13 protein-coding genes are annotated in these 13,342 nt (G+C 66.4%); 6 read left to right on the forward strand and 7 right to left on the reverse strand.

Annotation, left to right across the window (positions count from 1 at the left end; all coding sequences use genetic code 11):
- Positions 1-67 precede the first annotated feature (67 nt).
- Positions 68-3,049 (forward strand): HD domain-containing phosphohydrolase, encoded by a 2,982-nt coding sequence (locus C380_RS11035; protein ID WP_015013930.1) that lies wholly within the window; start codon positions 68-70, stop codon positions 3,047-3,049.
- A 116-nt stretch (positions 3,050-3,165) separates the two neighbouring features.
- Here the strand turns inward: C380_RS11035 and C380_RS11040 are convergent, their stop codons facing one another.
- From C380_RS11040 to C380_RS11060, 5 genes are all read right to left on the reverse strand, one after another.
- Positions 3,166-4,221 carry a GGDEF domain-containing protein gene (locus tag C380_RS11040; RefSeq protein ID WP_015013931.1) on the reverse strand — a complete coding sequence of 352 codons (1,056 nt, stop codon included), beginning with the start codon at positions 4,219-4,221 and terminating at the stop codon, positions 3,166-3,168.
- 39 nt (positions 4,222-4,260) lie between these two features.
- The gene (gene trmB, locus C380_RS11045) at positions 4,261-5,034 is read right to left on the reverse strand and encodes a tRNA (guanosine(46)-N7)-methyltransferase TrmB (RefSeq protein WP_015013932.1); all 774 of its coding nucleotides are present in this window, start codon (positions 5,032-5,034) and stop codon (positions 4,261-4,263) included.
- Positions 5,031-6,056, reverse strand: a complete 1,026-nt coding sequence (gluQRS, locus tag C380_RS11050) for a tRNA glutamyl-Q(34) synthetase GluQRS (protein WP_083871608.1) — start codon at positions 6,054-6,056, stop codon at positions 5,031-5,033. The genes trmB and gluQRS overlap by 4 nt, the downstream gene beginning before the upstream one ends.
- The gene (locus C380_RS11055) at positions 6,053-7,057 is read right to left on the reverse strand and encodes an NAD(P)/FAD-dependent oxidoreductase (RefSeq protein WP_043566421.1); all 1,005 of its coding nucleotides are present in this window, start codon (positions 7,055-7,057) and stop codon (positions 6,053-6,055) included. Before C380_RS11055 ends, gluQRS begins: the two co-directional genes overlap by 4 nt.
- Positions 7,058-7,292: 235 nt before the next feature.
- A complete protein-coding gene (locus C380_RS11060) occupies positions 7,293-8,231 on the reverse strand; it encodes a LysR family transcriptional regulator (RefSeq protein WP_015013935.1) in 939 nt (312 codons plus the stop codon).
- Positions 8,232-8,335: 104 nt separating this feature from the next.
- Between C380_RS11060 and C380_RS11065 the strand changes: the two genes are divergently transcribed.
- The 5 genes from C380_RS11065 (at position 8,336) to C380_RS11085 (ending at position 11,563) form a co-directional block, all read left to right on the forward strand.
- Positions 8,336-9,037 (forward strand): pirin family protein, encoded by a 702-nt coding sequence (locus C380_RS11065; protein ID WP_015013936.1) that lies wholly within the window; start codon positions 8,336-8,338, stop codon positions 9,035-9,037.
- Between the two features lie 40 nt (positions 9,038-9,077).
- Positions 9,078-9,491: a DoxX family protein gene (locus C380_RS11070; RefSeq protein WP_015013937.1), complete on the forward strand. Its 414-nt coding sequence runs from the start codon at positions 9,078-9,080 to the stop codon at positions 9,489-9,491.
- Positions 9,492-9,645: 154 nt separating this feature from the next.
- Positions 9,646-10,200, forward strand: coding sequence for a flavodoxin family protein (locus tag C380_RS11075; RefSeq protein WP_015013938.1), 555 nt, complete (start codon positions 9,646-9,648; stop codon positions 10,198-10,200).
- Between the two features lie 59 nt (positions 10,201-10,259).
- On the forward strand, positions 10,260-10,667 hold the full coding sequence (locus tag C380_RS11080; protein ID WP_015013939.1) for an OsmC family protein: 408 nt from the start codon (positions 10,260-10,262) through the stop codon (positions 10,665-10,667).
- Entirely contained in the window at positions 10,664-11,563 is a 900-nt protein-coding gene (locus tag C380_RS11085) for a pirin family protein (protein ID WP_015013940.1), read from the forward strand. Before C380_RS11080 ends, C380_RS11085 begins: the two co-directional genes overlap by 4 nt.
- A 60-nt stretch (positions 11,564-11,623) precedes the next feature.
- Here C380_RS11085 and C380_RS11090 read toward each other — a convergent pair whose 3' ends face one another.
- Both C380_RS11090 and C380_RS11095 read right to left on the reverse strand, forming a co-directional pair.
- Positions 11,624-12,400, reverse strand: a complete 777-nt coding sequence (locus C380_RS11090; protein WP_043566424.1) for a sulfurtransferase — start codon at positions 12,398-12,400, stop codon at positions 11,624-11,626.
- 87 nt (positions 12,401-12,487) lie between these two features.
- Complete coding sequence (locus tag C380_RS11095; RefSeq protein ID WP_015013942.1) at positions 12,488-13,342, reverse strand: MinD/ParA family protein; 855 nt, start codon at positions 13,340-13,342, stop codon at positions 12,488-12,490.

Here is a 13,342-nt window from a genome sequence, read left to right on the forward strand (position 1 = left end):
GGTGTGGCAGCCATGGCTGCCAAAAAGAGGGTGACGGAACGCGGGCTTTCACCCTAAAGTGCAGCGCATGGACACCCTGCGCGACAGCCTCCAAGACCCGCCGCCGTCCGCTGTGCTGCGCGGCAATGGTGCTGCTTTGGCGGGCCAAGGCGGCCACCTGCCATGGTGGCGCCGTATCACCATCCCCTTTGAGGTCCTGATCGCCACCGTGGTGGTCACCGCCATGCTGTTGCTGACAGCGTTGTTGGTGTACCAGGTCAGCACCAGCGCGCGCCAGGCCATCATTGCGGCGTCGGACGAGAGCGCGCAGCGCATCAGCCAGTTGATCGCCGAACGGGTACACCGCATCGTGGACCCGGCCGATGCCACCATCCGCCTGCTGGCGTTCGACCCGGTCGCCTCGGCGTCCACCCTGCCAGCACGGCTGCGGCGTCTGCCTGTGCTGGCGCGGCTGCTGGAGCAGAACCAGCTGCTGTCGGCAGTGTTCATCGGTTACCCGGACGGGCAGTTTCTGCTGGTGCGACCGGTGCGCAACGAGGCCTTGCGGGTGCGGCTGGATGCACCGCCCAAAACGGCGTACCTGGTGCAGTCCATGGCGCGGGAGCGCGGCTTGGCGGGCATGGTGGGGCGCTGGAGCTATTACGACGCGGACTTGCGGCTGATCGACTCCGCCGTCCGCCCGGAATACCGCTATGACCCCCGTACCCGTCCCTGGTATGCCGAGGCGCTGGAGCAGAACACCCAGATCCTCACATCGCCCTATGTGTTCTTCACCACGCAGGAAGTCGGCATCACCCTGAGCCAGCCCAGCGAGGACGGGCGTGCGGTGATTGGCCTGGACGTGGCCCTGACCGACCTGGGGCATGAAATCAGTGGCCTGCGCCTGATGCCCCGCACCGAGATTGCGGTGGTGGACAAAGACCGCCGCGTGCTGGCCTACCCCGACATGTCGCGCGTGCTGCTGCGCGATGGCAACACGCCCGGCCTTCGGCTGCGTGCGCTGGACGACCTGGGCGTGCCCAGCCTGCAAGCTCTGCAGGTGCTCGGCCTGAAAGATGGCGAGTCGCGCCGCCTGCAGGCCGATGGCGAGGAATGGCTGGGCCGCTCGCTGCCGCTGGCGTCGATGCGCTGGCAGGGGCTGCAGATTCTGATGGCGATTCCCACCAAGGAGCTGCTGGCCGACGTGAACAACAATTTGCGCCAGCAGGTGTGGCTGTCGGTGTCGCTCATCGGTCTGATGCTGCCGTTGGGCTGGCTCGCTGGCCGACGGGTGGGACGCAGCCTGTTCGGGCTGGCGTTGCAGGCCAGGGCGCTGGCGCGGTTTGATTTCCGGCGGCCCGAACGGCGGGTGTCGCCAGTGCGCGAGGTGCGCGACCTGGGGCAGGTGATGGACCGCATGTCCGACACCATCCAGGAGTTCCTGCACATCACCCACCACATCAGCGCCGAATCGCGCACTGACCTGATGCTGTCGAGTGTGCTGTACGAGCTGGTGCGCGCCACCAGTTGCACCGGCGGTGCGGTGTACCTGGTGGACCCGCAACGCACCGGCTTGCTGCGCGCGGCCCGCCATTGCGAGGACCCGGAGCAGCAGTCCCGCTACCCCGAGCACCTGGCCATGGTGCATTTCATCAACCACACCGAGCCCCAGCCTGGTGACCAGCACGAAGACGACGATGACACCGAGCCCGCCCGCGTACTGCGCGTGCAGCTGCGCACCCGCGACGGGCAGCCCCTGGGCCTGCTGGTGCTGCGCTACATCGCAGACCAGACGCAGGACGACGCGCATTTCCGGGCCTTCGTCGAAAAGCTGTCGGGCACGCTATCTGTAGCCATTGAGACCCGCAGCCTGATCGAAGGCCAAAAGAAGCTGCTGGACGCCGTCATCCGCCTGCTGGCCGACGCCATCGACGCCAAGAGCCCCTACACCGGCGGCCACTGCGAGCGGGTGCCCGAGCTGGCCGAAGCACTCATGGACCGCATGTGTGCAGCCAAAGACGGCCCGTTTGCCCAGGTCACCATGACCGACGCCGAGCGCTACGAGTTCCGCCTGGGGGCCTGGCTGCACGACTGCGGCAAGGTCACCAGCCCGGAGCACATCATCGACAAGGCCACCAAGCTGGAAACGCTCTACAACCGCATTCATGAGGTGCGCATGCGCTTTGAGGTGTTGTGGCGGGACGCAGAGCTGGACTACTGGAAGCAGCATGTGTCGGGCGTGGACCCGGTGCGCCTGCAGCGCGAGCTGCTGCAACGGCGCGAACAGTTGCAGGACGACTTTGCCTTTGTGGCCCGCTGCAACGTCGGGGGTGAATTCATGGCCGAGGCGGACATCGCCCGCCTCAAGGCCATTGGCCGCCAGATCTGGCAGCGGCATTTTGACGACCGCCTGGGCCTGTCGGCGGCCGAGATGCTGCGGCTTTCGACCGTGCCGGTGCGCCCCTTGCCCGCCAACGAGCCGTTGCTGGCCGACCGGCCGGAGCACATCGTGTCCTGGGGCACCCGCAAGCCGCCGGTGGAGGCGGGCAACCCCGCCAACCGCTGGGGCTTCGACATGGTGCTGCCGCCGTACGAGGCGCACCTGGGTGAGCTGCACAACCTGTCCATACAGCGGGGCACGCTCACCGCCGAAGACCGCTTCAAGATCAACGACCACATCGTGCAGACCATCATCATGCTCAGTGGTCTGCCGTTTCCGCCGCACCTGGCGCGCGTGCCGGCGATTGCCGGGTCCCACCACGAAAAGCTGGACGGCACTGGCTATCCACGGCGCCTGAAGGCGCCAGAGCTGACCTTGGCCGACCGTGTGATGACCCTGGCCGATATCTTTGAGGCGCTGACTGCGGCCGACCGGCCCTACAAGCCACCCAAGACGCTGTCCGAGTCGCTCAAGATCATGACCCACATGGTGCGCGAGCGGCACATCGATGCCGAGGTGTTCCGCTTCTTCCTGACCAGTGGTGTGTGGCGTGACTACGCAGAGCGCTTCCTGACGCCTGCGCAGCGCGATGAGGTGAATGTGGAGGCGATCCTTGCATCGCTGGGCTGACAGGGGGCACCGCACTGCGCACTGCACGGTGGCCGATGGAATCCGGCCTGGTCAGTACCCGCCTTTGGGTAGCGGTTCGTAGAAAGTGGTGGGGGGCTGCGGAGGGCGCAGCCCGCTCAGAACAATTCGACGTCGTCGTTGGCGACCTTGGTCGCCAGGTGCCCGCTGGCCACCAGATCGTCGTAGAAGCAGACCTGGTTGCGGCCATGTTCCTTGGCGTAGTACAGCGCCTGATCGGCCTGGCCCAGGATTTCGACGGGCGAACCGCGCGTGGTACTCACAAAACCCAGGCTCACCGTCACCTGGCCCACCTGCGGGAAGTGGTACTCCTGCACGGCCAGCCGGAAGCGGTTGAACACCTTGTGGGCAGTGCTCAGCGTGGTGGAGCGCAGCAGCACCACAAACTCTTCGCCGCCAAAGCGGAAGATGCGGTCGTGGCTGCGGAATGAGCTGCGCAGAATGTTGGCGATCAGGATCAGCACTTCGTCACCATACAGGTGGCCAAAGCGGTCGTTGACCTGCTTGAAGTGGTCGATATCCACCACCGCCAGCCATTGCTGCACGGGCTCGTTGTCGCTGGCCACGGCGGTTTCTTCGGCCGCAAAGGACTCGGTGACTGCACCAGACCGGCTGGCCAGCCCGCTCATGGTGTAGCGGGAGAACTGCTCGTCAAACGTCTTGCGGTTGAACAGGCCGGTGAGCGCATCGCGCTCGCTGTAGTCGAGCAGGCTCTGGTAGTTCTGGTACACCTGAAACACGCCCATGAGCACGTCAAGCTTGTGGGCCGAGAACGGGCGCGACTGGGTGATCTCCAGGCAGGTGCTGACCTTGTCGTGCATCCACACCGGCAGCCAGAGCACATGGCGGCCCCGGCGGGGTGAGGCCAGGGCGCGCTCGCCCCGGTTGTCCACGCAGTCCCGCAGGGCGGGGTACTGGTCCAGCGGCTCCCTGCGGGGGTCGGCTGCAGCTTCGGAGTCGGTGGACACCAGCTGGCCGTTATCCACCCAGGTGCGGGGGCGCACATGGGGCACGCCGCCCTCTGTGAACAGTTCCAGGGCCCGCACCTCGATGATGCTGCTGAGTTTCTGCAGCGTGGACAGCACCGACACCTCCAGCCGCAGGTGGTCGCGGTGGCCAGTCATCTCCACCAGGTTTTGCAGGATGGGTTTCATAGGCGGTGTGCTGCGGGCCGATCGGGGCATGTCGTTGGGTCAGTTACGGCGCACAAACACCACGTCCCACACCCCATGGCCCAGTCGCAGGCCTCGGTTTTCGAACTTGGTCAGCGGGCGGTAGTCGGGTTGCGGGGCAAAGCCGTCTGCGGTGTTTTGCAGCAGGGGCTCGGCGCTCAGCACCTGCAGCATCTGCTCTGCGTAGGGTTGCCAGTCGGTGGCGCAATGCAGGTAGCCGCCGGGCTTGAGGCGTGCAGCCAGCTTGGCCACCAGCGGGGGCTGGATCAGGCGGCGCTTGTTGTGCTTTTTCTTGTGCCAGGGGTCGGGGAAGAAGATGTGCACGCCATCCAGAACGCCGGGCGGCAGCATGTGGTCGATCACCTCCACGGCGTCGTGCTGCAGGATGCGGATGTTGGTCAGGTCCTGTTCGCCAATGCGCTTGAGCAGGGCGCCCACGCCGGGCTCATGCACCTCGCAGCACAGAAAGTTGTCGTCTGGCCGCACGCGGGCAATATGGGCCGTGGCCTCGCCCATGCCAAAACCGATCTCCAGCACCAGCGGCGCGCTGCGGCCAAAGGCGCCGGTGGCGTCCAGCGGCGCAGCGGTGTAGGGCAGCACAAAACGCGGGCCGAAGTCTTCAAAGGCCTTGGCCTGGCCCGTGGTGGTGCGGCCGGCGCGGCGCACAAAGCTCTTGATGGTTTTGGGGTGGGTCACACCGGCGGGGGCAGAGCCCTGTGCAGTGGGCGCTGTGGGGGCGGTGGAGGCTGCGGGCGCAGCACTGGCGGGGGCGGAGGCTGTGGTCAATTCGGTCACGGTGGGCCATTGTAGTTTCGTCGCCACGCCGCGACCCACTGTGCCAGTGCGTCGGGTATGCAAATGTTGTGCAGATTTGCCACAGCGGGCAAGCCCAGGGCCAGCGCGGCGTGCGACAAGGCCCGTAAGGGGTTGTCCAGGTCCAGCGCCTGGGCGCCGTTTTGTTTGGAGAGCTTTTCGCCGTTGTCACCGCACACCAGCGGGGTGTGCAGATAGCGCGGCGTGGGCAGCCCCAGCGCCTGCTGCAGCAGGATCTGGCGCGGGGTGTTGTCTGCCAGGTCCTCTCCCCGGACCACGTCGGTGATGCCCTGGTCGGCATCGTCCACCACCACGGCCAGCTGGTAAGCCCACAGCCCGTCTGCGCGGCGCAGCACGAAGTCGCCTACGGCGTTAGCCACCTGTTGCTGCTGGCGTCCCAGGCGGCGGTCGTGCCAATGCAGCAGGCCATCTGCTACTGAATATGTAGCGCTGCAGGCATGATCCACTGGCGCAATAGGCTGTTTTGGCTTGAAGTCTGTGACATTGAAGCGCCAGGAGCGCCCCGTGCGGCCGTGCAGCCCCTGCCGGCAGGTGCCGGGGTAGGGCAGTGCCGCATGCCGCTCGCGGGCATGGCCCTGCGCGGCATGGGCGTCTTCGACGTCCTTGCGTGAACAGGCGCAGGGATAGGCATCGCCCTGCGCCACCAGCTGGTCCAGGGCACGCTGGTACAGACTGCTGCGCGCTGACTGCCACTGGGGCGGGGCATCGGGGTGCAGGCCGCAGGTGGCCAGTTGCTGCAGGATGAAGGTGTCAGCCCCCGGCACGCAGCGGGGCTGGTCGACATCCTCGATGCGCACCAGCCACCGGCCGTTGTGCGCGCGTGCATCCAGCCAGCTGGCCAGCGCGGCCACCAGAGAGCCCGCGTGCAGCGGGCCCGTGGGGGAGGGGGCAAACCGCCCCACATAGCGCCCCACATTGCGCTCCTCTGGGCGTGCTGCGGGGCTGCCCCCGTTGTGCGGCGTTGCTCCTACGCCCCCCGTCATGCCACGGCAAGTGCCAGTTCCAGGCCCGACACAAAGGCATCTTCCAGCCGGTGCCCCAGGCACCAGTCTCCGCAGGCGCCCAGGCCGGCCTTGGCATCCCACAGGTGGCTCTTGCCCAGCGGGTGGGTGGTTTGCGCATAGCGCCAGCGGCGGGTGTCGGCATGCGCGGGCTCGGCCCGGATGCCGGTGACCTCGGCAAATGCCTTGAGCAGCTTGGCCTGCACGCGGGCTTCGTCGTCTTCGAGGTGTTCTGCCGACCAGGCGGGGCTGGCCTGCACCGTCCAGCGCTCCACCACGTTGCGGCCCGGCTTGGACGACTCGCGCGCCAGCCAGGCAATGCGGTGGTGGGTGCTGCGCGCGGCGTTCCATTGCGGGCCGAGCGTGGTGAGGCCGGGGCGTACGGCCTGGGGGTAGGCCAGCATCAGGGTCCAGCAGGGCGCGATGGCCACCTTGGACATGGCGTCGGCCAGCGAGGAGTCGAGCCCGGAGCCGGAAATCAAGGCCTGTGCGGGCACCGAGGGCTGGGCCAGCAGTACCGCGTCAAAGCCCGCATACACATGCTGCTCGCCGCCAGCGCCTTCGGTGCGCAGTTGCCACCCGGGTGCGTTCACGGCGTCGGGTTCGATGCGGGTGACGCGGGTGTGGGTGACCAGCTGGCCTGCCTGGGCCAAGGGTTCCGCCCAGGTGGTCACCAGCGACTGCATGCCCGGGGTGGCGACCCAGTGGGCTTCGCGGTGGGGCAGTCCCACGGCGGCCACCCGGCCTGCGGCGTCCAGCACCTGGACCGAATTGGCGCTCCAGCGCTTGCAGATGCCGGGCACGGTGTCGATGGCTCGGGCAAAGCGCGGGTCGCGCACGGTGAAATATTGGGCACCGGCATCAAAGTTGCCAAAGGGGCTGTCGATGGTGGCGGTGCGGCCGCCGGCCTGGTGGGACTTTTCGAACACTGTCACCCGGTGGCCGGCCTGGACCAGGGTGCGGGCACAGACAATGCCCGCCATGCCCGCGCCAATGATCGCGAAGTGGCGCTGCGGTTTGCCGGACGGGGTGATGGGGGCGGCCGGCGCTGCGGAGGCCGCAGGGGCAGGGGCGCTGGTGCGTCGGAGCCGTTTGGCGGGGAGAGGATCAGGTTTGCTCATGGGAGGCCTTTCGGTGACGGTCGGCAAAAGAAATGCGATGCAAAACCAACAGCAACCACTCTACACGCGGTGCCGGCCTGTGCGCACTTGATCAGGGTCACAAATGATGGTGGTTTTCCAGCAGAGCGCGGCGTGTGGCGGGGCTTTGCAGCTGGTTCAGCCACCACTGCAGCGCGCGGCCGGGGGCAGTGAAGCCAGGGCCGCCCCAGGCGTAGTGCACGCGCACGTTGCGCTCCGGCCGGGCCACGCGGCGCGCCACCAGGCGACCGGCCTCCAGGTAGGGGCGCACCATGGGTTCGGGCAGAAAACCGCCACCCAGGCCGCGCAACTGCACGCGCACCTTGGCCTGCATGGTGTCCACCGTCAGCACGTCCTGCCCGCCCAGGAGGCCCATGGTGGCACCACCGCGCGTGGCCGAGTCGGCCACGGCCACGGCGCGGTGCTCCAGCAGCGTGCCGTCGGAGATCGGCTCGGGCGCGGTGGCCAGCGGGTGGTGGGGCGCCACCACGTAGATGAAGAGAACATCGCCCAGCAGCCCTTGCTGCAGGCCGGCCACGTTGTTGCTGGCGACCGATACGCCAATGGCCAGATCGGCGCGGCCGGAGGTCAGCGCCTCCAGCGTGCCGGTCATGATGCCGTCGCGCAGCTTGAGGCGCGTGGGGGGCTTCATGGCGTAGAACGCGTCCACCAGCTCCAGCAGGGTGTGGGGCGAGATGATGCCGTCCACCGACAGCGTGAGCTGCGGCTCCCAGCCCGTGGCCACGCGGCGCACGCGGTGGGCCACGGCATCGATGTCCTGCAGCAGGCGCGCGCCTTCGCGCAGCAGCTCTACCCCGGCCTCGGTGGGGCGGGCCTGGCGGGCGCTGCGGTCGAACAGCAGCACGTCCAGTGCGTCTTCGATCTGGCGCACGCGGTAGGTGAGGGCGCTGGGCACCAGGCCCAGCTGCCGTGCGGCGGCGGCAAAGCTGCCGGCCTCGGCAATCACCTGCAGCATGGTCAGTGCATCGGGGGTGAGGACATCGCGGGCGTTTTGCATGGTGGCGCCATGTTAATTCAGATTATTTGAACATTGCCATCAATCCGCCTGTGCCCGCAGCGGGTGTGGCAGTCCTACATTCGAGTCTTGAAAGGAGCACTCACATGCTGACTGTTCGTAAATCGCAAGACCGGGGCCACGCCGACCATGGCTGGCTCAATTCCTTCCACAGCTTCTCGTTCGCCGGGTACTACGACCCTGCCCACATGGGCTTTGGCAACCTGCGCGTCATCAACGAAGACCGCATTGCGCCGGGCACCGGGTTTGGCACCCATGGCCACCGCGACATGGAAATCATCAGCTACGTGCTGTCGGGCGAACTGGCCCACAAGGACAGTATGGGCAACGTCAAGGGCATCCCGCCCGGTGACGTGCAGCGCATGAGCGCAGGCACTGGCGTGCAGCACAGCGAGTTCAACCACGCTGCAGGCCAGACCACGCACTTCCTGCAGATCTGGATCGAGCCCAACGTGCGTGGCATCCCGCCCAGCTACGAGCAAAAGACCTTTGCCGAGGCGGAAAAGCGCGGCGCCCTGCGCTTGGTGGCGTCGCCCGATGGCGCCCAAGGCTCGGTGAAGATCCATGCCGATGCAGCCTTGTATGCGGGTTTGCTGGATGGCGACGAGTCTGTCACTCTGGCGCTGAACCCCGCCCGCAAGACCTATGTGCACCTGGTGCGCGGCGCGCTGACTGCCAACGGCCAGACCCTGTCGGGTGGCGATGCGCTGCTGATGGAAAAGGAAACCACCTTGTCGTTGACCGATGGCCACGACGCCGAGGTGCTGGTGTTTGACCTGGCCGCCTGATCTTTACTTCGTCACCGCTTTCACTCAGGAGTTCTTCACCATGTTCACATCCCTGCAAAACCCCTTGGCCCTGGCATCGCGCCTGCTGCTGGCCGCCCTGTTCCTGCCTGCGGGCATTGGCAAGCTCACCGGCTTTGCCGGTACCGTGGGTTACATCACCTCGGTGGGCCTGCCCATGCCCACGGTGGCTGCAGCCATTGCGGCGGCGGTCGAAGTGCTGGGCAGCTTGGCGCTGATCTTTGGCGTGGGCACCCGGTTCGCCGCGCTGGCGCTGGCCTTCTTCACGCTGGTGGCCAGCTTCTTCTTCCATGCCTACTGGAATTTGCCCGCTGACAAGCAAATGATGCAGCAGCTCATGTTCTTCAAGAACGTGGGCGTGACCGGCGGCCTGCTGGCCCTGGCAGCCTTTGGCGCCGGCGCCTGGAGCCTGGACGCGCGCCGCTCGGACCGCTGATCCGGTCTGTAGATAAAGGGCCTGCAGCCCGCAGGGGTGCAGGTTCTGGCATTCAATCGCGTGGTTTTTTGTTGTTCTGTCGATAGTTTGTCGGTCGTTCTTTTGGTTTTTTCCCCTGGTCTCGTTCCTTCATCGTTTCAACAGGAGTTATCTCATGGCACACATCGCAGTTGTTTACCACTCGGGTTATGGTCACACGCAGCGCTTGGCACAGGCGGTGGCGGAGGGCGCAGGCGCTCAGCTGGTCGCCATTGATGCAGAGGGCAATCTGCCCGAAGGTGGCTGGGAAACGCTGGCCGCGGCCAGTGCCATCATTTTTGGCTCGCCCACGTACATGGCCGGCCCGAGCTGGCAGTTCAAGAAGTTTGCCGACGCCTCGTCCAAGCCCTGGTTCAGCCAGGCCTGGAAGGACAAGCTGTTCGCTGGCTTTACCAACAGCGCCAGCACCAACGGCGACAAGCAGATCACGCTGGACTACATGTTCCACCTGGCCATGCAGCACGGTGGCATCTGGGTGGGCAACGGCATGATGCCCGCCAACTCCAAGGCGGCCACGCGCAACGATGTGAACTGGATCGGCTCGTTCAGCGGCGCCATGTCCCAGTCGCCGTCCGACGCCTCGGCTGCCGAGATGTTCCCCGGCGACCTGGAGACGGGCAAGCAGTTCGGCCAGCGCGTGGCCGACGTGGCCCGCCGCCTCTCTCATTAAGGCGTAGCCCCCTTTTGGCGCTACAGTGGCGCGCCCCAATACAACCAGGAGAACACCCCATGGCAGTTGAATTGCGGCGCGTCCCCGGCGCGCCCATGGCCCAGACCGTGCACATTCGTGCGCACGACCTTGTGGCCGATGGCAGTGTGGAAGAGGGCGGCACCGACAGCGGCCCGAGCCCGCACGATCTGTATGACGCTGCCTTGGGGGCCTGCAAGGCGCTCACGGTGTTGTGGTATGCGCGCCGCAAGGGCCTGCCGGTGGACGATGTGCAGACCGTGGTCGAGCGCGACGCCTCGGCCGAGCGTGCGGGCGTCTACCGTCTCGCGACCCGGCTGCAGGTCAGCGGCGACCTCACCGATGCCCAGATCGCCGAGCTGGAAACCGTGGCGCAGAAATGCCCGGTTCACAAGCTGATGACCACGGTGACGACCGAGATCAGCACCGTGGTGGAGCGTGCGGCATGAGCGATACCCCCAGCACTTCTTTTCTGCCCCTCACGGGCCATGCCAAGGACCTGGGCGGCGGCTTCACCGTGCGCCGCCTGCTGCCCGCGGTGCAGCGCAAGGCCGTGGGGCCCTTCCTGTTTTTCGACCACTTCGGTCCGGTGACGGTGGCACCGGGCGACAGCCACGATGTGCGGCCCCATCCGCACATTGGCCTGGCGACGGTGACGTACCTGTTCTCGGGCGCCATCATGCACCGCGACAGCCTGGGCTACGTGCAGCAGATCGAGCCCGGCGCCATCAACTGGATGACGGCGGGGCGCGGCATCGTGCACTCCGAGCGCCGCCCGGAGAGCCTTGCGAACCAGGCTTATGTGAACCATGGCATCCAGCTATGGGCTGCGTTGCCAGCCGCCCATGAGGAAGCCGACCCCTCGTTTGTGCACACGCCTGCGGCGGCCATTCCGGAGTTGCTGGTGGATGGCGCCACCGTGCGGGTGTTGATTGGCGAGGCCTTTGGTCAGACCTCGCCGGTGGCCACCTACTCGCGCACCTTGTACCTGGACGTGCAGCTGCCTGCGGGCGCCACCCTGGAGATCCCGACACTGGTGCCCGAGCTGGCGGTGTACACCGTGGATGCACCGGTGTCGTTGAACGGCGCTGAGGTGCCTGCGCACATTCTGGCTGTGGCGGAACCCGGCCAGCCTTTGCTTCTGTCGGCCGGTGAGAGTGCCGTGCGCCTGATGGTGATCGGCGGCGATCCGCTGGATGCGCCGCGCCACATGTGGTGGAACTTTGTCTCCAGCCGCAAGGAGCGCATCGTGCAGGCTGCCAGCGACTGGGAGGCACAGGCTATGGGCCAGGTGCCGGGCGAGGTGGAATGGATTCCCCTGCCGGAACACCGCTTCAAAGCCTGATCAAAGCGTGATGTTTAGATAAAAATGGGCTGTAGCGCTAGTGCATCAAGCGCTGGCAGCTCATGATTTGATAGCATTTTCTGCGGTCGTTGCAGGAGTGTCGGTGGCAAGCCCGGTGTCCAGCACGCGGCGCTCATCAAACACAAAGCATCCGCCGTGGTAGTGCGCGCCATCCGTCAGCTCAAAGTATTTCAGGATGCCGCCTTCCAGCTGGTAGACGTGCGGCAGGCCTTCCTCGCGCATGAGGATGGCAGCCTTTTCGCAGCGGATGCCGCCTGTGCAGAAGCTCACCACCGTCTTGTCCTGCAGTTCGCTTTTGTGCGCTCGCAGTGCAGGGGGAAACTCGGTGAACTTATCGATGCGCCAGTCGATGGCGTTGTCGAACGTGCCTGCGTCCACCTCAAAAGCATTGCGGGTGTCGAGCGTGACCACTTCGCGGCCTTCGTCGTCGTGCCCCTGGTCCAGCCAGCGGCGCAGCGTGGCCGGGTCTACCGAGGGTGCGCGGCCTGCGGCAGGGCGGATGGTGGGGTGGTCCATGCGGATGATCTCGCGCTTGACCTTGACCAGCATCTTGCGAAACGGCACCGTGGCCGACCAGCTTTCCTTGGGCTCCAGGTCGGCAAAGCGTTCGTCGGTACGCAGCTGAGCCACAAAACCACGCACAGCTTCGGCCGGGCCCGCCAGAAAGAAGTTGATGCCCTCTTCGGCCAGCAGGATGGTGCCCTTGAGCTGGGCGGCCACCGCACGCTCATGCAGCACATCGCGCAGCGCGGCGGCATCTGGCAGCGGCACAAACTTGTAGCAGGAGATGTTGAGGACGGTGTCGGTAGGGTTCACGGCAGTAAAAAAGCACAAAGGCCCGCTGGCGGGCCTGTGGGTCACAGTGGCCAAGCTGCGCCTCAAGCGCCGCTCGGCGTATCCGGGTCAGGCCGCTGGTGACAGCAGCGTGGACTCGATCTTGTTGGCCAGCTGCGCAATGGCCAGCGCCGCTGGGCAGCCGGGGGTCTGCAGCAGCAACAACTGGCGGCGCATCACGGCATCGCGCACCGAGGGGTCGGCCGGGATGTCGCCCATGTGGATCAGGCGCATGGGGCGGCCGGATTCTGTGCTCACAAAGCGGTCGAGCACCTGCTGCAGCTGGCTGGTGATGGCGCGGCCATCGCCCGGGCGTGCGGCCTGGTTGATGACCATACGCACATGTTGGCGCTTTTGCTGCATGGCCAGTACCTTGATGGCGGCGTAGGCATCGGTGAGCGAGGTGGGTTCGGGCGTGGCCACGATCAGCACCTCGGAGGCCAGCGACACCGAGAACAGCACCACATCGGAGATGCCGGCGCCGGTATCGAGCAGCACCACGTCGTAGCGCGGCGTGAGCGCCTGGATCACATTCAGGAACTGGTTGCGCACCTCGGGCGTGAGGCGCGAATACTCCACCATGCCCGAGCCGGCCAGCAGCACATCAAAGCCACCAGGCGCGGCGATCACGGCGTCGTCCAGCGCGGCTTTGCCGGTGAACACGTCATGCAGGGTGATCTTAGGGTGCAGGTTCAGCACCACGTCCAGGTTGGCCAGGCCCAGGTCGGCGTCAAGCACCAGCACGCGCTGGCCTCGGCGGGTGAGGGCTGCGGCCAGGTTGGCCGATACGAAAGTCTTGCCCACACCCCCTTTGCCGCTGGTCACCGCAATGATGCGGGCACCAGAAGCGGCCGAGGCCAGGGGGGCGGCAGGGCCTGCAGGGGCTGCAGGCGTGGTGGGTTGGGGGGACAGCGCGTCGCTCAT

The sequence above is a fragment of the Acidovorax sp. KKS102 genome (genome assembly GCF_000302535.1).
Classification (GTDB): Bacteria; Pseudomonadota; Gammaproteobacteria; order Burkholderiales; family Burkholderiaceae_C; genus Acidovorax.

What these genes read in the sequence shown, in the direction of transcription:
- C380_RS11035 (WP_015013930.1), top strand. Translation starts at nt 68, where the DNA reads ATGGACACCCTGCGCGACAGCCTCCAAGACCCGCCGCCGTCCGCTGTG.
- C380_RS11040 (WP_015013931.1), bottom strand. Translation starts at nt 4,221, where the DNA reads ATGAAACCCATCCTGCAAAACCTGGTGGAGATGACTGGCCACCGCGAC.
- gluQRS (WP_083871608.1), bottom strand. Translation starts at nt 6,056, where the DNA reads ATGACGGGGGGCGTAGGAGCAACGCCGCACAACGGGGGCAGCCCCGCA.
- C380_RS11055 (WP_043566421.1), bottom strand. Translation starts at nt 7,057, where the DNA reads ATGGCGGGCATTGTCTGTGCCCGCACCCTGGTCCAGGCCGGCCACCGG.
- C380_RS11060 (WP_015013935.1), bottom strand. Translation starts at nt 8,231, where the DNA reads ATGCAAAACGCCCGCGATGTCCTCACCCCCGATGCACTGACCATGCTG.
- C380_RS11065 (WP_015013936.1), top strand. Translation starts at nt 8,336, where the DNA reads ATGCTGACTGTTCGTAAATCGCAAGACCGGGGCCACGCCGACCATGGC.
- C380_RS11070 (WP_015013937.1), top strand. Translation starts at nt 9,078, where the DNA reads ATGTTCACATCCCTGCAAAACCCCTTGGCCCTGGCATCGCGCCTGCTG.
- C380_RS11075 (WP_015013938.1), top strand. Translation starts at nt 9,646, where the DNA reads ATGGCACACATCGCAGTTGTTTACCACTCGGGTTATGGTCACACGCAG.
- C380_RS11080 (WP_015013939.1), top strand. Translation starts at nt 10,260, where the DNA reads ATGGCAGTTGAATTGCGGCGCGTCCCCGGCGCGCCCATGGCCCAGACC.
- C380_RS11085 (WP_015013940.1), top strand. Translation starts at nt 10,664, where the DNA reads ATGAGCGATACCCCCAGCACTTCTTTTCTGCCCCTCACGGGCCATGCC.
- C380_RS11095 (WP_015013942.1), bottom strand. Translation starts at nt 13,342, where the DNA reads ATGAGCGACGCGCTGTCCCCCCAACCCACCACGCCTGCAGCCCCTGCA.